General features: G+C 57.0%; 14 protein-coding genes. 7 read left to right on the top strand and 7 right to left on the bottom strand.

Annotation, left to right across the window (positions count from 1 at the left end):
* Window positions 1-162 precede the first annotated feature (162 nt).
* Window positions 163-1,059: an EamA family transporter RarD gene (gene rarD, locus MPRO_RS04145; RefSeq protein ID WP_067287388.1), complete on the top strand. Its 897-nt coding sequence runs from the start codon at window positions 163-165 to the stop codon at window positions 1,057-1,059.
* A 50-nt stretch (window positions 1,060-1,109) separates the two neighbouring features.
* Here the strand turns inward: rarD and MPRO_RS04140 are convergent, their stop codons facing one another.
* The 4 genes from MPRO_RS04140 to MPRO_RS04125 are packed head-to-tail and all read right to left on the bottom strand — an operon-like array spanning window position 1,110 to window position 5,403.
* Window positions 1,110-2,384, bottom strand: coding sequence for a class-II fumarase/aspartase family protein (locus MPRO_RS04140; protein WP_067287386.1), 1,275 nt, complete (start codon window positions 2,382-2,384; stop codon window positions 1,110-1,112).
* Window positions 2,384-3,925 (bottom strand): tripartite tricarboxylate transporter permease, encoded by a 1,542-nt coding sequence (locus MPRO_RS04135; protein ID WP_067287383.1) that lies wholly within the window; start codon window positions 3,923-3,925, stop codon window positions 2,384-2,386. The genes MPRO_RS04140 and MPRO_RS04135 overlap by 1 nt, the downstream gene beginning before the upstream one ends.
* A 21-nt stretch (window positions 3,926-3,946) precedes the next feature.
* On the bottom strand, window positions 3,947-4,426 hold the full coding sequence (locus MPRO_RS04130; protein ID WP_067287380.1) for a tripartite tricarboxylate transporter TctB family protein: 480 nt from the start codon (window positions 4,424-4,426) through the stop codon (window positions 3,947-3,949).
* Window positions 4,423-5,403 carry a Bug family tripartite tricarboxylate transporter substrate binding protein gene (locus MPRO_RS04125; RefSeq protein WP_067287377.1) on the bottom strand — a complete coding sequence of 327 codons (981 nt, stop codon included), beginning with the start codon at window positions 5,401-5,403 and terminating at the stop codon, window positions 4,423-4,425. Before MPRO_RS04125 ends, MPRO_RS04130 begins: the two co-directional genes overlap by 4 nt.
* A 142-nt stretch (window positions 5,404-5,545) precedes the next feature.
* On the opposite strand from MPRO_RS04125, the gene MPRO_RS04120 reads away from it, so the two are divergent.
* Complete coding sequence (locus MPRO_RS04120; RefSeq protein WP_067287375.1) at window positions 5,546-6,472, top strand: LysR family transcriptional regulator; 927 nt, start codon at window positions 5,546-5,548, stop codon at window positions 6,470-6,472.
* A gap of 188 nt (window positions 6,473-6,660) precedes the next feature.
* On the opposite strand, the gene MPRO_RS04115 is transcribed toward MPRO_RS04120, so the two are convergent.
* Window positions 6,661-7,371, bottom strand: coding sequence for a winged helix-turn-helix transcriptional regulator (locus MPRO_RS04115; RefSeq protein ID WP_067287372.1), 711 nt, complete (start codon window positions 7,369-7,371; stop codon window positions 6,661-6,663).
* A 146-nt stretch (window positions 7,372-7,517) separates the two neighbouring features.
* On the opposite strand from MPRO_RS04115, the gene MPRO_RS04110 reads away from it, so the two are divergent.
* The 5 genes from MPRO_RS04110 (at window position 7,518) to MPRO_RS04090 (ending at window position 14,323) form a co-directional block, all read left to right on the top strand.
* Window positions 7,518-7,877 carry a group I truncated hemoglobin gene (locus MPRO_RS04110; protein ID WP_067287369.1) on the top strand — a complete coding sequence of 120 codons (360 nt, stop codon included), beginning with the start codon at window positions 7,518-7,520 and terminating at the stop codon, window positions 7,875-7,877.
* A gap of 338 nt (window positions 7,878-8,215) precedes the next feature.
* On the top strand, window positions 8,216-9,559 hold the full coding sequence (locus MPRO_RS04105; protein WP_067287366.1) for a lyase family protein: 1,344 nt from the start codon (window positions 8,216-8,218) through the stop codon (window positions 9,557-9,559).
* Between the two features lie 240 nt (window positions 9,560-9,799).
* Window positions 9,800-11,305, top strand: coding sequence for an aldehyde dehydrogenase family protein (locus MPRO_RS04100; protein WP_067287364.1), 1,506 nt, complete (start codon window positions 9,800-9,802; stop codon window positions 11,303-11,305).
* 295 nt (window positions 11,306-11,600) lie between these two features.
* On the top strand, window positions 11,601-13,193 hold the full coding sequence (locus MPRO_RS04095; RefSeq protein ID WP_067287361.1) for a BCCT family transporter: 1,593 nt from the start codon (window positions 11,601-11,603) through the stop codon (window positions 13,191-13,193).
* Window positions 13,194-13,303: 110 nt separating this feature from the next.
* A complete protein-coding gene (locus MPRO_RS04090; protein ID WP_067287359.1) occupies window positions 13,304-14,323 on the top strand; it encodes an aldo/keto reductase in 1,020 nt (339 codons plus the stop codon).
* A gap of 135 nt (window positions 14,324-14,458) precedes the next feature.
* On the opposite strand, the gene MPRO_RS04085 is transcribed toward MPRO_RS04090, so the two are convergent.
* Both MPRO_RS04085 and MPRO_RS04080 read right to left on the bottom strand, forming a co-directional pair.
* Window positions 14,459-15,349: a LysR substrate-binding domain-containing protein gene (locus MPRO_RS04085; RefSeq protein WP_067287356.1), complete on the bottom strand. Its 891-nt coding sequence runs from the start codon at window positions 15,347-15,349 to the stop codon at window positions 14,459-14,461.
* Between the two features lie 198 nt (window positions 15,350-15,547).
* On the bottom strand, window positions 15,548-18,403 hold the full coding sequence (locus MPRO_RS04080) for a valine--tRNA ligase (RefSeq protein WP_067287353.1): 2,856 nt from the start codon (window positions 18,401-18,403) through the stop codon (window positions 15,548-15,550).
* Window positions 18,404-18,434: the final 31 nt, after the last annotated feature.

Genomic DNA, 18,434 nt, shown 5'->3' with positions numbered 1-18,434 from the left:
TTTCGACCTGCCTGAATATATCTGTTGTCTGTCCTGCTGGCCCAGTGAAACTCGATTCCTTGGCGGCTATTTCTGTAGGCAAAACAGCCTAGCGTTGCCCCCATAAGCTGATACACTGGCGCATCTTTCCGTACACAATCTGTAGTGCAAATCGAGAGTCTTATGGACGAGAGTACCCGCAAAGGTGTGATTTACGCACTCACGGCCTATACGATCTGGGGCATAGCGCCGGTCTATTTCAAGCAGATGCAGCATATAGCCGCGCCCGAGATACTGGCGCATCGCATTGTTTGGTCTTTTTTGCTCACGCTGGGGCTGATTGCGTTGTTTAACAAGCGCGAACTGCTGATGGCAACCCTGCGCAACAGCCGTGCGCGCTGGGCGTTGATGGCCTCTACCACCCTGATTGGGCTCAATTGGGGTGTGTTTATCTGGGCGGTGAACAACAACTACATGCTGGATGTGAGCCTGGGGTATTACGTTAACCCGCTGATCAATATTCTGCTGGGCATGCTGTTCTTCCGCGAGCGGCTCGACCGGGTGCGCACTATCGCGGCGATTCTGTGCCTGCTGGCCGTGGTGTTTGAAGTGGTGCAGTTTGGCCGTCTGCCCTGGATTGCGCTGGTGGTTGCCTTCAGCTTTGCGTTCTATGGTCTGGTGCGCAAGAAGCTCGGAGTCGACAGCTTTACCGGTATGGCGCTGGAAACCGGCCTGCTGTTGCCAGTGGCCGTGGGATATCTGCTGTTCACAACCAGCCCGACCAGCGATCTGATGGCCAATCCGGCCTGGACCAACCTGCTGCTGTTTGCCGCCGGGCCCATCACCATGGTACCGCTGATGTGCTTTGCCGCGGCGGCCAACCGTATCAGCCTGACGGCACTGGGGTTCTTTCAGTACATAGGCCCCAGCGGCATGTTCCTGCTGGCGGTGTTTGTCTACGACGAACCCCTGAGCCCGGAAAAGCTGGTGACCTTCGGCCTGATCTGGCTGGCGCTGATCCTGCTGAGCGTAGACTCGCTGTACAAACTGCGCCGCAGGCGCGCTATCGCGAGGGCCTGATACAGACATGCTTCTATAAGTGCGTATCGCCGTGGCTGTGCAGCAATGACTCACGGCGCTATTTTCCTGACGTTTAGCAGCTCAACAAATTCGGGCTGCCGTTCTATCACGGACCACAGACTTTGGCCCGAATCCTGGGCTTTGGCACAGGCGAGTTCAACGATGCGTTTGGCCTCGCATTTACCTAGTGTGGCCGCCAACTCGTTAACCAGGTGCTCTGAATAGATCAGGCCGCCGGTTAGCGCCATGTTTTGGCGCATGCGCTCGTCATCCAGCTGCAGTTTTTCCAGCGTCGTGTTGAGGGCCTGCAACGCGCCTGCGCCCAGTAGCAGGGTCTCGGGAATCAGGACCCACTCCATGATCCAGGCACCGCCGGAGCGTTCGTGTTCGTGCATGCACAGGTCGTAGCAGCCGCCGGCACGCTGCCTGGCGAGCAGGCCGAGGGCTTCGGCAAACTCGGAGCCACGTTGATTGCGCTTGTGGGGCATGGCGCTGCTTTTGCCTGCCCCCTGTTGATAGCCTTCGTATACTTCGGCGATTTCGGTACTGGCCAGCATGTTGAGCTGCTTGCCTACCTTGCTGACACTGGTGGCGACCAGACCGATAAACTGCATGACTTCGGCCATGCTGTCCCGGGCGTTCTGCCAGTGTACGGTGCAGTCTGCCAGCTCCAGGCGTGCTGCCAGAGAGCTGCGCAGTTGCGGTCCCTGCTGGCCCATGGCCGAAAGAGTGCCAACGGCGCCGGCCAATTGAATGCTCAGAACCCTTGGACGGACTTCCGCGAGGCGCTGCTGGTGACGTCTGAATTCCTGCAACCAGACCGAAGCCTTGAGACCAAAGGTCATGGGCTGAGCATGCTGGCCGTTGGTACGGCCGACCATAGGCATATCCTGACCCAGCTCAGTGAGGCGCAGTAGCTGTGCCTCGGTGCTGTTCAGTTGTCCCTGCAGCAGATCCAGTGCCTGGCGCAGCTGCAGTATGGCCGCCGTATCCATGATGTCCTGGGTTGTGGCACCGAAATGCACCCAGTCGGTGGCGGCGGGGCTCACCTGCTGGCTGATCTCGCTGACCAGGCTGACAATAGGGCGCCCCACCTGTGCCGTGGCGTGCTGAATCGCGACGCGGTCCAGCTGCTCGGGGCGCAGTGCCGCAATCTCGCGGGCGGCGGCTGCGGGGATCATGCCGAGATCGGCCTGGCACAGGGCCAGTGCCTGCTCTACCTGTAGCCAGTGGGCGAAGGTGCTGTCCTCGCTGTACAGATGGCGCATGGCCTGGGTGGTAAACAACCCCTCATACAGTTGCCAGTCAAGTATTGAACTGTGCATCAGCAGCTCTCCCCGGCGTTGCCTGTAGTCTTGTGCAGCGCCGCGGCTTTGCGCTTGTCGCGGTAGAGGCCATACATGCGGTAACCGACACTTCCCAGCCCAAGGGCAAAGAACAACAGGGCGACGGGACGCTCGAAAAACACCAGGGCGCCGCTGTCCGATAGCAGCAATGCCTGGCGCAGTGACTCTTCTGCGCCACGGGCCAGCACAAAAGCGATAACGAAGGCCGCAGTACTCAGTTCCAGCTTGCGCATCACATAGCCGACGAGCCCGAAGACACACATCACCAGTACATCAAACAGGCTGGAACGATTGGCATAGGCAGCAACAAAGGCGGTCAGGAATATCATCGGGTAGATGATATTGGGCGGCACCCGCATGATCAGGCGGCCAACAAAGCCGCTGCCGAAGTAGCCGATCAGGCCGTAGCAGAAGATGCCCAGCAGCCCAGTCGCAAAGAGGCTGAAAATCAGTTCCCGGGAGGTCAGAAACAGGGTGGGGCCGATCTCGATACCGTGGATGAGGAAAACACCCATCAGAATGGCACCAATGGTGCTACCGGGAACGCCGAGGGTCAGCAACGGTACCATGCTCGGGCCCGATACGGCATTGTTGGCGGATTCCGGGGCGGCTATGCCTTCCAGTGCGCCCTTGCCCCATTGCTCCGGGTTGCGCGCGCGACGGAATTCCGTGGCATAGGCAACAAAGGCTGCGACGGCTGAACCGAGCCCTGGCAACATGCCGATCAGGCCACCGGTAAAGGCGCTGCGAATAGCGACAGGTAAACAGGGGCGGTATTCCATCCAGCTCAGCTGGCTATCTTCAGCCGACTGGGGCGCAGTACTGTGCAGCACGGTATCCTGTCCGCTTTTCATGCTGTCCATCTGGGCAAAGACCTCGCCGAGCACAAAGATCCCGATCATGACGGGCACCAGGCCGATACCGTTCATCAGCTGAAAGCTGTCAAAAGTAAAGCGTGCGTACCCGGACACACTATCAAGGCCGATCAGGGCTACCAGAATTCCCAGCAGGCAGCTGGCCAAGCCCTTGAGCATGGATTTTCCGATCACACTGCCGATCACCACAAAGGCCATGGCGTATATGGCGAAGTATTCGGGGGGGCCAAGTTTGAGCGCCAGCTGGGCAACATAGGCCACGCCAAAAATCAGTATCAGATCGCCAATGGTATCGCCGATTACCGATGAGACTGTGGCGACTTTCAATGCTTTTCCGGCCTTGCCCTGGACTGCGAGCGGATAGCCGTCCAGCTGGGTGGCGGCGGATGCGGATGTGCCGGGAGTATTGAACAGAATGGCGGCGATAGAGCCGCCGAAGCGGCCTGACTTGCCAATGACGTAGAGAAAAGCCAGGGCATAGAGCGGCGGCACATGGTAGGTCACTGGCAGCAGCATGGCGATGGCGGCAGCGGCCGTAAGGCCGGGAGTGGCGCCGATGACGACGCCAACGATTGAAGCCAGTGCAATTGCGACCAGAATCCAGGGGTCGGAAAGCACCGTCGCGAATCCAACTAGTATGTCCATCAGATAGCGTCTCTGTTGTGATTAGTTGCTGAGCAGGGCACGAATATCCAGCACCGAGCCCGGCGGGTCATATACGCCCAGACCGACGAAAAAACACAGGTAATACGCGGCAGTCGCCAGCACTGCCATCAGCAGGAGCCGCTGTGGCCGGCGATGACCAAACAGCAGGAAGACGGCAGTACTGGCGATTAGTGTGGCCAGCGCATAGCCCAGGGCTTCAATGAGCCCGACGTACGTCAACCCGAGGGTGGCCAGCAGCAGTACATGGAGTGTTGATGACTGCGGCATCCAGTCTCTGGGCGCATCGCTGGCTGGCAGCCTGCGGGCGTTCCACAGCAGCAGTGTACTGATCAGTATCAGGGCTGCGCTTACCGCCTGAGGAAACAGCTTGGCACCAATTTCACCGGCTACCGGATCCGGGATGCCGGTGCTTGCCCAGAGTGCAATCAGGCCAATTACGCCGGCGAGGATACCTGTCCAGCAATAACTGCCCCTGCTCACTGTACCTGGCCTGTCAGCTGGGTGATGACGGGTGTGCTGGCGGTGCGCATATCCAGCATTTTTTGCTCAATTACGGCTGGCTGCGCGTAGAGTGCCGCGGTGCCCTGTTTCTCAATCAGTTCAGCAAAGGTCGTGGTGGCCGTGATCTGTTCCAGATACTGGTTGAGTTGTGCAACCACGTCGGCTGCTGTTTTGGTGGGGGCCATGACGACGACCGGTGAGCCGATATTGACGAAGGGGATATTCAGTTCCTTGAAAGTGGGGATGTCCTGCATGATGCCATCACGTTCATCGGCTACCAGTGCCAGCGGATGAATCAGTTCACCAAATCCCCGCGCCTGCTGGATACCCATAAACCCGAAGTCGGTCTGGGCGCCTGCCAGAGCGGCGCGGGCCGGGCTGCCGCCCTTGAAGGGAACATCCTGTGCGGTCAGGTTGTTGCTTTCCAGAAAGGCACGACCTGCGATGTAGTGAAAGCCGCCACGGCCTGAGTGGGCCCAGCGCAGCTTGCCTGGATTTTCTTGCAGTGCTGCGATGAGCTCATTGGCACTTTTGTAGGGGCTGTTGGCAGGGACCATCAGCGCGGTGGAAAGCTGACCTATCTGGCTGACAAACTGAAAGTTCTCGAACATATCCACCGGGGACGCGTTAAGCATGGTATTGAGCAGAAAAGAGCCGCCTGATGTCAGCAGCAGGGTATAGCCGTCTGGGCGTGCGGTGGCGACACTCTGGGCGCCGGTCAGGCCGCCGGCACCTGGCTTGTTGACGACAACCACTGGCACGTCAATAAGATCGCGGGCACCGGCTGCCAGGGCACGGGCATAGGCATCAACACCGCCACCGGCATTGAAAGGAACCACAAGATTGATCGGGCGGCTGGGGAAGGTATCTGCCTGGGCCGCTGTTGCGGCACTCAGGCTGAGGCAGGTTGCGGTTATCAGTGTAGCCGCGCTTTTGAAGAAGGAGGTTAGTTGCATTGTTAGCTCCGAGTTTTATTTTTTGTGTGGTTGCAGTGATCCGGGCCGGGACAGGCTTTTAACTTAGCAAAAGGTAAGTTATTTAAATATTGCAAATAAGTTGTTTATACTTCCGCTTTTCTGATCTTTTAAAAGGTGACAATTGAATATCAAAGGGTTGAGAGCATTTAGTTTGGTTGTTACGACGGGCTCTCTGGCGGCTGCCGCCCGTGAACTTTGTCTCAGCCAGCCTGCTGTGAGCCGGTTAATCTCGGTGCTGGAGGGCGAGCTCAAACTGATCTTGTTCAGCCGCAACCGGCGCAGGCTCGTGTTGACGGAGCAGGGGGAGTTGTTCTACCGCGAGGCGCGGCGGATTCTGGAAGGGTTCGACGAAATTCCGCAGATCGTGGCAGAAATAAAGCACCAAGAGCAGCGTCAGCTGCGTATCGTAGCGATGCCCCGCCTGGCGGCAGGCCTGGTCGCGCCGGTGATCGCACGTTTTTGCCAGCGGCATCCGACCGTGCGTTGTTCCGTGGATACGCATAGCCGGCGAGATATGGAAAAGTGGCTGGCCAGCAAGCGCTACGATATTGCGATAGCTACCTTGCCGGTTACGCACAGCGCCATCGTGACCGAAACCCTGTATCACATCCGGGCGGAAGTACTGTTGCCTGAAACTCATTCTTTGGCAGCACAGGAGCAGCTTTGCGCCGCGGATCTGGTGGGTGAGCGATTGGTGGGCCTGCTACCGGGCTTGTTGCTGCGTCAGCAGGTTGATGACATCTTCAATGCCGCAGGCCTTGAAGCGCAGTACCAGATCGAAACGGCTTCCTCCATGGTGGCGTGCCAGATTGTACGCAGTCACGGCGGCATTACTATCATCGATCGGCTTGCGGTTCAGGGAATGGATCTGAGGGGCTTGACGTTGCGTCCGCTTGAACCAGCACGCTTTATGCCCTTTGGTCTGCTCTATCTAAAGGAAAATGAAACTAGCGTCCTTGCTTCCCAATTTATTGAACAGCTTAAAGGTTACCTTGCTGAGCTGGAACAGGCATGGGGTGGCAGTTTGATGCTCAAGCAGGGCAGATAAGCTGTAGTGACACTATATGGCTGACAGCCACGTTTGAGTGCGTTTTGTAGTACAAATTATTTATATCCAAGGCTTTTCTTTGATAAGTATCGGAGTGATATTCCATCGATTATTTTTATTTGTTGCAATATTATGAACTGATTTTTTAGGTGAGCATCATTGCAGCATATATTTTTATATGCGGCTGATCATGTCGATGACCTCCAGGTCAGTTCCGGCAGCTTTTCCAGCGATCCGAGTTTCGCAAGGGGACTGCACCTAAGCCAGTCTTGAAGTTTTTTGGAAATCTCCGGATTCCCCATAACCTTGATATCGCCTCTTTTAACCGCGTCGTTAAAGCCGTATTCACATATCCACACGGCGGTCATCGTTTTGAGCGAACATTTAATGACGTTGTCGATTTCATAGCCATTGTCAGTCAGGCAGAGGTCAATTTCATTGTTTTCGCACACCAGCCACCAATTTCTTGCCCCTTTGGGGGCATCGTCGTATTGAAATTCGATCACTATTCGATGCGTGGGGAAAACCGCAGGATCGACGCTACGGCGCATATCCCACATGAGCAGGCCTGCATCCAGGTCGGCGCTATCCAGGCTGGAGCGCTTCCAGCGATGTCCCCAGGCACCGAGGAGCTCGACAATAGGCCGCAGCTCCTGCCCGGCCGGGGTCAGGCTGTAGTCGTAATGGCCTTTTTCGCCCTCTATTTTTATGATTCCGGATTTGAGCATGGTCTTGAGACGTGCTGAGAGTAATGTCGGCGACATAAGCGGAACGCCTTTTTGCAGCTCACCGAAACGGGAGCTGCCAGCGAGTAATTCACGGGCGATTAGCAAGGTCCAGCGTTCGCACAGCAACTGAGTGGCCTGCGCCAAAGGGCAAAACTGGCCGTATGATTTCATGCTGAATCTCCAGTTTTGCAGCTCGTACAGGGTTATATAGCCACTACAGATTCTGTAGTTCTCAAGGTGTTTAACCACTGCTAGTTTGTAGGGGCTTCAAAAATATAGCACCTAAGCGCAGCATCCGAGCCTAGTGGGGCACTATTATGAGCGATCTACTTTTTGACAGGTTAGGCGGCATTGAAGGGGCTACCCGAATAGCCCATGATCTCGTCGATAATCATTTGAAAAATAAAGCTATTTCTACAAGGTTTGCTGATTCTGATATTCCCGCACTAAAAAATGCGGCGGCGACTTTCCTGATTGCAGGTACCGGTGGTCCCGATGTCTATAAGGGTAAAGACATGCTGGCGGCACACAAGGGGATGAATATCTCCGCGCTGGAGTTCATGGCGGTGCTGGATGATGCACTGGCGGCGCTCGAAAAAAATGCTATTGGGCAGCGTGAACAGGAGGAAGTACTCTTCGCGCTTTACAGCATGCGCTCCCAGATTGTGCTCGTGTAGTTGTCCAGTCGTGGGCTTGGGTGGCAGGTCAGGATAGCGCCGGCGCCGGCTAAAGTTCAGGCTTTAGGCCGCCTATGACCTTGTCATGCATGGATACCAAAAAGCCCGCTTTCCTTGTGGAGAGCGGGCTTTTTACCGCCTGCTGATCACGAATCACGAATCACGAATCACGAATCACAAATCATCATTCAGATAGCTCCGATCCTGGCGCATTTGCAGGGGTGTATCGCCTGTGACTTTTTTGCATGGCTGGCTGCAAAATTGTAGTTTGCCGCGATAGTCGTATTTGTTTCTGATAAGGCGAGGTTCTTTCGTTTTATTCAGGACAGTAAAACACTATGACGAGTCACAGCCTTCGTATCGAGCATGACCTTATCGGCGAACTTGAGGTGCCTGCCAGCGCACTTTTTGGCGTGCAAACCCAGCGGGCCATCAACCTGTACCCGCTAAATGGAGAGAAACCACTCTCTGCTTATCCTGAATTGCTGCGGGGGTTGCTACAGGTTAAAAAGGTGGCCGCGCGAACCAATATGCTCACCGGTGAACTGGAGCCTGAACTGGGTCAGGCGATCGTCGACGCCATAGACCTGCTGCTTGAACAGAGTCCGCCTGAGTACTTCCCGGTGCATGCCTTTCACGGTGGCGGGGGCATATCCAGCAACATGAATGTCAACGAGGTCATCGCCAACCTGGCCAACCTCAATGCATTCGGCCAGCCGCTTGGGACCTACGCTCCCATTCACCCCAATGATCATGTGAACCTGAACAACTCCACCAGTGATGCGCTGAGCACGGCCTGTCATCTGGCGGTGATGAGTCAATGGCAAGCGCTGGAAGCGGCGCTGGGTCACCTGGCCGAGACTTTGGATGCACAGGCGCTGCGGTGGCAGCAGGTGCTGAAAATATCCCGTACCTGTTTGCAGGATGCCGTTGAAATCAGTTTTGCAGATATGTTCGGTGGTTATTCCTCCCTGGTGAAGCGCAATTGCAGGCGCCTGAAAGCGGATGTGGATGCGCTTTATGCGGTCAATCTGGGGGGTAATATTATTGGCCGGCGGGGCGATAGTTCGGAGGCATTTTTCGAGCGCTGCATCGCACAGCTGAATCGGCTGATGGCAAGCGAGCGCTTTGTGCACAATGACAACCTGTTCGACAGTTCGCAGAATCACGACAAGCTGATACGCGTTTCAGCCGGGCTGGATCAGCTATCCCGGGCTTTGTTAAAGATCGCCAAGGATTTCAGGCTGATGGCCTCCGGGCCTCAGACCGGTTTCGGTGAAATCTCGTTGCCCGCGGTGCAGCCGGGCTCCTCGGCCATGCCGGGCAAGGTTAATCCGACCATCGCCGAGTACCTGGTGCAGTGCTGCATGCAGGCCTGTGGTCGCTGCTATTCGGTGCAGATGACCCACGACCACGGGGAGCTGGATTACACGCCCTGGCAGTCCATCGTGATCAACAACCTGCTCGATAGCATGTCCTGCCTTGAAAGCGGTATTAGCGCCTTTACGCAGCATTGTCTGCACGGGATCGAACCCAATATTGAGCGCAACGCTGCGAATGTTAATAGCCTGATTCCCACCGTTATGCGCCTCAAGAAGGCCCGTGGCTATTCATATGCCTCCCGCATTTATAAGGAAGCCGGCGGCGACCTGGAGCTGATTCGCCAGCACCTTGATGAATAGGGCAGTCGTGGGCCTGGGCCTGGGGTCGGCTGCAAGGATGAGTTTTTTGCAGCCTGGCATACCCTAATGTCAATTGTGCTTAATCCCCCTCACTTTTATGCTCCTTTGCAACGATAAGGGGTATCGACAGACACCGCAGGGCGGGTCCTGATGCCTCTGATTTGCGACTCTCCCGGCCACTCTGGCGGGAGCTGCTCGACCGAGCCTCTAAACGATCGATAGTGCTAAGCGGAGCATCAGATGGACACTACAAAAAGCATTCCCCTGTCCTGGGCCAATGACTGGCTGCAACAGGCTAAACATCAGTATATCGACGGACAATGGGTGGCCGGTGCGAGCCAGGACAGCTGGGTCGTCAGCAATCCTGCGAATCGCCAGACGCTGTGCGCCTTTGCCATGGCCGATGCCGAGCAGATTGAGTACACCGCGCAAGTGGCCCATGAGCGTCACCTGGACGGTGTCTGGTCTAAGGTCAGCCGCACGCAGCGCGCCAACATGCTGCGTCAGATTGCCAGCCTGATTCGTGAAAATACCGAAAAGCTGGCGGTGCTGGAAACCCTGGCCAACGGCAAGCTGTTTACAGAATCCATGGCGGATGACATTCCGACCTGTGCGGATATCTTCGATTACTACGCCGGCTGGACCGACAAGTATTACGGCGAAACCTCACCGGTGGATGATGGTTTCCTGAACTACACCCTGAAAGAACCCGTGGGCGTATGCGGCCTGATCGCGCCGTGGAACTTCCCGCTGTACCAGGCGAGCCTGAAAATAGCGCCGGCGCTGGCCATGGGCAATACCGTTATTATCAAGCCTTCCGAATATACGCCGCTGACGGTGATTTATCTGATGGAGCTGATTGATCGTCACCTTAGCTTCCCCAAAGGCGTGATCAACATGCTGCTGACAGACGGCAAGATGGCGAATCAGCTGACCCTGAGCGATAACGTGCACAAGATCTCCTTTACCGGCAGCACCGGTGTGGGGCGCAAGATTGTACAGAACTCCGGCGGATCAAACCTGAAGGCGACAACGCTGGAACTGGGTGGCAAGTCCCCCTGCATCTTCTTTGAAGATACGCCTGATCTTGAAGGTGCCATCGACCGCGCCTTCACCGTGATGTTCTCCCACAAGGGCGAGAAGTGTTCCGAGCCGACCCGTTTCCTGATCCACGACAGCCTCTACGACCAGGTGCTCGCGGCACTGATTGAAAAAGCCAATGCGGTGAAATGTGGTAACCCGTTCGATGCCGGCGTTACGCAGGGTCCGCAGTGCAATGAAGCCCAGTTCAACAAGATCATGGATTACATCGAGATCGGCAAAACGGAAGCCGAGCTGGTGGCCGGCGGTTATGCGGATACCGAAGGTGAAAACGCCAACGGCTACTTTATTCGCCCGACGATCTTTTCCAATGTGGATCAAAACGCGCGTATCGCCCAGGAAGAGATCTTTGGGCCGGTGCTGTGCTGTACAAGATTCCATACCACTGAAGAAGCGGTCGCCATGGCCAACGGTACGGCCTTTGGTCTGGCCGCAGGCATCTATACCGCCAATGTTGGCCGTGCCCATCGTGTGGCGGAACAGATTGACGCCGGCATGCTGTTTATTAACCGTTATGGCTGCTACGGGCTTAGCAGCCCCTTCGGTGGCTTCAAGCAGAGCGGCTGGGGCAAGGAAATGGCGATCCACTCGCTGTCGTCCTACACCAAGACCAAGTGCGTCTGGGTTTATTTCGGCGACGCCTGAAGCCGGAGTTGAAAGGGCGCTTCGGCGCCCCATCAGGGCCCGGCATTATAGTCCGGTAAACCGGCTGTAGGGATTCAACTGAGTGCGGCTGAGTCATGCGCGCTTTATCCGGCACGGTGATAGCAGCCGGGCCAAATGTACTGCAATGCCAGCGTGCTTTTGATGATTACATTTTGTCATGGTGACAGGCGTTTATGTCATTTTTGTTTCGGCAGCGGTTGCGCCAATATGGCCACGATTCAAAAAAGTACCGGACGTCAGCCTCTCTGACCTACAACAATAACTCGGGGGAGATATGAAAAATATCCGACCAATAACGTTCTGGCCCGCATTCATATGTCTGGCCCTGACGATCATCTATACGATTATGGATGAGAAGAATTTCATTGCCGCCACTTCGGCCCTCAATGATTTGATTATTACCAATCTGTCCTGGCTCTTTAACCTCAGCGCCCTGTCGATGGTTTTTGTGGCCGCCTATGCTTTTTTTGCACCAATTGGCCGGGTGCGTATCGGCGGCGAAAGCGCCAGCCCTATGCTGAGCCCGTTCCGCTGGTTTGCCGTATCCCTGACCACCGTTATCGCCATGGGAATTCTGTTCTGGTCGGTGGCTGAACCCATTCTGCATTACTACGAGCCGCCTCAGTCCCTGGGCATTAGTGCGCAAAGCCCGGAAGCGATGCGCTTTGCCATGTCCACCACCTTCGTGCACTGGACCATCACGCCCTACAGCATTTATACAGTCGCAGGGCTGGCCTTTGCGCTGGCGTTCCATAACCTGAAGCTGAGTTTCTCTATCGGTTCCATGCTGCGCCCGTTATTGGGACGCTGGGTGGATGGTGTCGGCGGTCAGGTGATCGATGGCCTGGCGCTGTTCTCGGTGGTGCTGGGAATGGCGGCAACCCTGACGTCGGGTCTGCTGGTTATTGGCGATGGTCTGGAGTCGGTGCTGGGGATCGAAAAGAGTTCGCTGGTGTATGGCATCATCGCGATCAGCATTATCGGTTCTGCCATTATCTCCGCCGCTTCAGGCCTGCACCGCGGCATTCAGACGCTGGCGCGTATTAATACCTGGCTGTATTTCACCGGCGCCCTGTTTATTTTTATCGTCGGTCCTACCGCGTTTATTCTGTCACTGGGCGTTGAGTCGCTTGGGGTATACCTGTCTGATTTCTTTGCCCGCAATCTGGTCACGGGTGCGTCTGGTAACGATCAATGGCCAGGCTGGTGGACGGTTGCATTCTTTGCCAGCTGGTTTGCCTGGGCGCCGCTGAGTTGCTTGTTCCTGGGCAAGATAGCCCGTGGCTATACGGTGCGACAGTTCATTATCGTTAACCTGCTGTTGCCCTCGGCGTTCGGCTTCCTCTGGTTCAGCATCTTCAGTGGCTCGTCCCTGTTCTTTGATACGACCCAGGGCGGGATCATGTACGCCGCGTATCAGGAAAGCGGCTTTGCGGCGGTGATCTATGTGCTGTTTGATCAGCTGCCCGGCAGCACGTTACTCAGCGGCCTGTTTATCTTTGCCTGCCTGATTACCTTCATTACCGCGGCGGACTCCAATACCGATGCCATCGGCGGTCTCTGTATCAAGGGTGTCGATGCGCAGAATCTGACTTCGCCTTTGTGGATCAAGGTGTGCTGGGGCAGCGCTATCGGTTTCGTGGCCTGGATCAGTGCCAGTTATATCGGCGTCGATGCCATCAAGATGCTGTTTAACCTCTCAGGGGTGCCCGGCATGCTGATTGTCATCGGAGCGGCCTTTGCACTGTTAAAACTGGCGGCCCGGGTTGAGATTAACGGCCGGACCGTGGAGCTCAAGTCTGACGCCCTGGGCGTGGAGCACACCACCGCGCTGGCACGGCCGCTGGCCAAGCCTGCCGCTGTCTGAGCACTCTTATTCACTGCGGTTCGTTGCCCGAGGCGCCGGATCGTAACGCAATTTCGTTGCAAGGATGAGCCGGTGGCTGCCGGCTCTGATTTAATATTTGAGGGGTTCACATGCAATATGTACGTCTTGGCCAGTCTGGCCTGAAGGTCTCCCGCCTTTGTCTGGGTACCATGAATATGGGGTCCAAAGAATGGAAGCCCTGGATCTTCGACGAGAAGGAGAGCGAACCCATTATTCGCCACGCGCTGGATAACGGCGTCAACTTTATTGACCTGGCGGATTTTTACTCCATCGGGGCCGGTGAAGAAGTGGTGTGCAATGTGTTGCGCCGTATCGGTCGTCGCGACGACATGGTTATCACCACCAAGGTGGGCTATGCCATGAGCGATGATGTGAATGCTCAGGGTCACTCGCGCAAGAACATCTTCAACGCCATCGACAACTCGCTCCAGCGTATGGGCATGGATTATGTCGATATCTATATGCTGCACTATTTCGATACCGAGACTCCGCTGGAAGAAACCATGGGGGCGCTGAACGATATAGTGCTGGCAGGCAAGGCGCGTTATATAGGCGTGTCCACCATGTATACCTGGCAGCTGGCAAAAATCCTGCAGGTCTGTGACAAGAACGGCTGGGCACGCCCGATCAATATGCAGCTGCAGCTTAACTGTGCCTACCGTGAAGAAGAGCGGGAAATGATTCCGTTCTGCATGGATCAGGGCATAGGCGTTTCTGTGTTCAGCCCGCTGGCCCGCGGTATTCTGACCAGTGATCTGCAATCGACCCGTAACAAGACGGATTTCTTTACGGCCGAGATGTATAACGATCAGGCCTCAAGGGATATCGCCCATTCGGTGGCCAAGGTGGCCGATGCCCGTGGTTGCCTGCCGGCGCAGGTCGCCCAGGCCTGGGTACTGAACAAGCGCGAGGTTTCGTCAATGCTGGTGGGTGCCGATACCACAGCGCAGTTTGACAGCGCACTGGCGGCGCTGGAAATGCAGCTCAGCGCCGAAGAACTCTACGAGCTGGAGCGCAACTACACCCCCTGTGATCTGATCAATGATTACACGTCCGGCAAGCGTATCGCCCGTACTGCGCGTCAGGCCATGGCACCCTTTACCGGCTGATTGCAAAGCCTTGCTCAAGCATCCTGCTCAAGTGTTAAGTGTTGCACCCGCTGTCTATTTTGGCCCCGCTGTTGCGGGGCTTTTTTTTGAGCGGTGAAAGGGTGGCAGCTTTAGTCTTGCGGACGACGGTCGGGCTCAATGAGCCTGGGTTGGCGACTCTGCGGTGACTTCGCGCAGCCATTCGCTAAAGCGAATCACCTTGGCCAGCCCCTGTCTTTCTGCGTTGATGTCCAGCCAGTAACCGCAGGGGCCGCTGACCTCTATGTCACTAAAGGCGACCAGAGTGCCGGATTTCAATTCGCGGGTAATCATATGCCGGTCGATGATGGCAAAGCCGGCTCCGTTAATGGCGGCGTTGATAACCTGATCGAGGGTGCTGAACTCCATGCCACGGCTGACATCGACCTGATCGCTCATCCCGGCGGCCTGCAGCCAGTTTTCCCATACGGGAAGCCGCTCCCCCTGATCCAGGATATGCAGCAGGCTGGCGTTGGACTTGGCCAGCTGTTGCGCCTTATCCATCATATCGGGGGCGCAGACCGCGAGATGCTGCTCCAGCATAAGCAGTTCACTGTAGTGACTGGGTTTGGCCGTGTGGCCAAAGCGGATGCTGCAGTCGAAGAGGCTGTGTTCGCTTGCGCTGTTGTGAATCGACAGCTCCAGCTCTGGAAAGCTGCTGTGAAAACTGGCCAGGCGAGGCGCGAGCCAGCGCGTGGCGAAGGTCGGGGGAACAAGCAGGTTCAGTTTCTGGCGCTGGTTCGGGTCGCGTAATTCCTGTACCGCCACTTCCATCAGGTTAAAGGCCTGTTCCAGCTTGGCAAGCAGCTGTTGCCCGGCGTCGGTCAGCTCCAGCTTGTGGTGCAGGCGCACAAAGAGGGGTACGCCCAGGTAGTCCTCCAGCTGCTTGACCTGCCGACTGACGGCGCTCTGGGTCACATGCAGCTGCCTGGCCGCATGGGTAAAGCTCAGATACTTCCCCGTTGTTTCAAAAACACGCAGTGCTGTCAGGGGAGGGAGTGAGCGCATAAGGGTTCCGGGGATAGAGGGCGATGCGGGCTGCTGAGCCGCCAGTATAATTCATTGCTCCAGTTGCCAGTAGAGTGATTGCCCACCTACTCGATGCTCGACATGTTCGGTAAAAGGGCGGCACAAAAAAGCCCGCGCTCCATCCGGAGCGCGGGCTTTTTGTTGCTTACGGCTTACAGCTTATCGCCTACCGCTGGCTCACAGCGCTTCGATCTTGGCGTACTGCTCGCTCAGCTTGTCGAAGGCGGACTGGGACTCGGCGATCTTTTCCCGTTCCTTGGCGACGACCTCGTCCGGTGCGTTGGCGACGAACTTGGCGTTGGACAGCTTGCCGACAACCCGCTTGATCTCGCCCTGCAGACGGTCGAGTTCCTTCTGCAGACGGGCAAGTTCCGCATCCTTGTCGATCAGGCCGGCCATGGGCACCAGCACCTCCATATCGCCGACCAGCTGTGTGGCGGCCATGGGCACGTCGTCGTCGGGGTTGAGCCAGGTGATGGAGCTGAGTTTGGCCAGTTTCTTCAGGAAGGAGGCGTTGTCAGCCAGGCGGCGCTGGTCTTCTTCGCTGCCGTTGGTGAAGAGCACATCCAGATCCCTGGACGGCGGAATCTTCATTTCGCCGCGAATGTTGCGGATGCCGGTGATCACGCCCTGCAGCCATTCGATATCGGCTTCGGCCTGGGTATCGATCTTGCTGTCTTCAGCCGCGGGGTAGGGCTGCAGCATGATGGTGTCGCCTTGGGTGCCGGCCAGGGTCTTGATGGACTGCCAGATTTCCTCGGTGATGTAGGGCATCAGCGGGTGGGCCAGTCGCAGCACGGCTTCGAGTACGCGCACCAGGGTGCGGCGGGTGCCGCGCAGGGCTTCTGGCGATGCATTTTCATCCCACAGAACCGGTTTGGACAGCTCCAGATACCAGTCGCAGTACTGGTTCCAGATGAAGTCGTAGATGGTCTGGGCGGCCAGGTCGAAACGGTAGTCGTCCAGCTGCTTAGTCACTGTGGCTTCGGTGCGTTGCAGCGAGCTGATGATCCAGCGATCCGCCAGCGACAGGTCGACAGCGTTACCGCTCTGGCCGCAGTCCTGGTCTTCGGTGTTCATCAGCACGTAGCGCGCAGCGTTCCAGATCTTGTTGCAGAAGTTGCGGTAACCTTCGAGGCGCTTCATGTCCCAGTTGATATCACGCCCGGTGGAGGCCAGTGCCGCCAGGGTGAAACGCAGGGCGTCGGTGCCGTGGGCGGAGATGCCTTCGGGGAACTGCTTCTCGGTGCGCTTGCCGATTTTCTCGGCCTGCTGGGGCTGCATCATGTTGCCGCAGCGTTTTTCCAGCAGCTCGGGCAGGCCTATGCCGTCGATCATGTCCAGCGGGTCGAGCACGTTGCCCTTGGACTTGGACATCTTGTCGCCGCTCTCGTCGCGGATCAGGCCGGTGACGTAGACGGTCTTGAACGGCACCTGGGGCTTGCCGTCTTCATCCTTGATCAGGTGCATGGTCATCATGATCATGCGCGCGACCCAGAAGAAGATGATGTCAAAACCCGTCACCAGGGTGTCGGTGGGGTGGAAGGTTTTCAGGCGTTCGGTGTTCTCGGGCCAGCCCAGAGTGCCGAAAGTCCAGAGCGCGGAGCTGAACCAGGTGTCCAGTACGTCGTTGTCCTGGTGCAGTTCAAGGTCCGCTGCCAGATTGTACTTTTCCCGTGCACCGGCCGCCGAGTTGGAGACGTAGACGTTGCCGGCGTTGTCGTACCAGGCGGGAATGCGGTGGCCCCACCACAGCTGGCGGGAAATGCACCAGTCCTGAATGTCGCGCATCCAGGAGAAGTACATGTTTTCGTACTGCTTGGGCACGAACTTGATATCGCCGTTTTCCACCGCTTCGATGGCGGGTTTGGCCAGGGTTTTGGCATCGCAGAACCACTGGTCGGTGAGCATGGGCTCGATAACAACGCCGCCGCGATCGCCGTAGGGCACGGTCATGGCGTTTTCTTCGATTTTCTCCAGCAGGCCCAGTTCTTCAAAATCAGCGACTATCTGCTTGCGTGCCGCAAAGCGTTCCATGCCCTGGTACTTGGCCGGCAGGGCAGTGTCGACGTCGGTGTTGACGCTGCCGTCCGAGTTGAACACTTGGGCCTGGTCGCGGACATCGGCGTTGAGGGTGAGGATGTTGATCAGCGGCAGCTTCTGACGCTTGCCAACTTCGTTGTCGTTGAAGTCGTGGGCCGGAGTGATCTTGACGCAACCGGTACCCTTTTCCATATTGGCGTAGTCGTCGGCCACGATGGGGATACGGCGGCCGACCAGGGGCAGCTCAACGAACTTGCCGATCAGTGCCTGGTAACGCTTGTCCGCCGGGTTCACCGCCACGCCGCTGTCGCCGAGCATGGTTTCGGGGCGGGTGGTGCCCACAACGATGTAATCCTTGCCATCCAGGGTAGTGGCGCCATCGGCCAGCGGGTAGCGCAGGTACCACATCTTGCCCTTGACCTCGCGGTTCTCCACTTCAAGGTCGGAGATGGCGGTGTGCAGTTTCGGGTCCCAGTTGACCAGGCGCTTGCCACGGTAGATCAGCTTGTCGTCGTACAGGCGGATAAAGACTTCCTGCACGGCCTTGTAGAAGCCGTCATCCATGGTGAAACGTTCGTTCGGCCAGTCGACCGAGTTGCCCAGGCGGCGCATCTGTTCGGTGATGGTGCCGCCGGACTCTTCTTTCCATTCCCACACTTTATCGATAAAGGCATCGCGACCCAGGTCGTAACGGGTTTCGCCGGTCGTGGCCGCCAGCTTGCGTTCTACCACCATCTGGGTGGCGATGCCGGCGTGGTCGGTGCCCACCTGCCACAGGGTGTTGCGACCCTGCATGCGACGGTAACGTGTCAGCGCATCCATGATGGTGTGCTGGAAGGCGTGGCCCATGTGCAGGCTGCCGGTGACGTTGGGCGGCGGAATCATGATGCTGTAGGCATCGCCTTCACCCGAGGGCGCGAAGTAATTGCGTTCTTCCCAGGTTTTGTACCAGGATTTTTCGATGTCGTGGGGCTGGTAAGTCTTGTCCATTACGATTGGCGTCTCTGGAATTCTTGGGAGT

It is taken from the genome of Marinobacterium profundum, from assembly GCF_001528745.1.
Taxonomy (GTDB): Bacteria; Pseudomonadota; Gammaproteobacteria; order Pseudomonadales; family Balneatricaceae; genus Marinobacterium_A; species Marinobacterium_A profundum.
This window is presented reverse-complemented; position numbering and strand designations above follow the sequence as displayed.

Excerpts from the sequence above, each read along its gene's own strand:
- MPRO_RS04105 (WP_067287366.1), top strand. The coding sequence starts at position 8,216 with ATGACGAGTCACAGCCTTCGTATCGAGCATGACCTTATCGGCGAACTT.
- MPRO_RS04115 (WP_067287372.1), bottom strand. The coding sequence starts at position 7,371 with ATGAAATCATACGGCCAGTTTTGCCCTTTGGCGCAGGCCACTCAGTTG.
- MPRO_RS04100 (WP_067287364.1), top strand. The coding sequence starts at position 9,800 with ATGGACACTACAAAAAGCATTCCCCTGTCCTGGGCCAATGACTGGCTG.
- rarD (WP_067287388.1), top strand. The coding sequence starts at position 163 with ATGGACGAGAGTACCCGCAAAGGTGTGATTTACGCACTCACGGCCTAT.
- MPRO_RS04090 (WP_067287359.1), top strand. The coding sequence starts at position 13,304 with ATGCAATATGTACGTCTTGGCCAGTCTGGCCTGAAGGTCTCCCGCCTT.
- MPRO_RS04135 (WP_067287383.1), bottom strand. The coding sequence starts at position 3,925 with ATGGACATACTAGTTGGATTCGCGACGGTGCTTTCCGACCCCTGGATT.
- MPRO_RS04085 (WP_067287356.1), bottom strand. The coding sequence starts at position 15,349 with ATGCGCTCACTCCCTCCCCTGACAGCACTGCGTGTTTTTGAAACAACG.
- MPRO_RS04140 (WP_067287386.1), bottom strand. The coding sequence starts at position 2,384 with ATGCACAGTTCAATACTTGACTGGCAACTGTATGAGGGGTTGTTTACC.
- MPRO_RS04080 (WP_067287353.1), bottom strand. The coding sequence starts at position 18,403 with ATGGACAAGACTTACCAGCCCCACGACATCGAAAAATCCTGGTACAAA.
- MPRO_RS04095 (WP_067287361.1), top strand. The coding sequence starts at position 11,601 with ATGAAAAATATCCGACCAATAACGTTCTGGCCCGCATTCATATGTCTG.
- MPRO_RS04110 (WP_067287369.1), top strand. The coding sequence starts at position 7,518 with ATGAGCGATCTACTTTTTGACAGGTTAGGCGGCATTGAAGGGGCTACC.
- MPRO_RS04125 (WP_067287377.1), bottom strand. The coding sequence starts at position 5,403 with ATGCAACTAACCTCCTTCTTCAAAAGCGCGGCTACACTGATAACCGCA.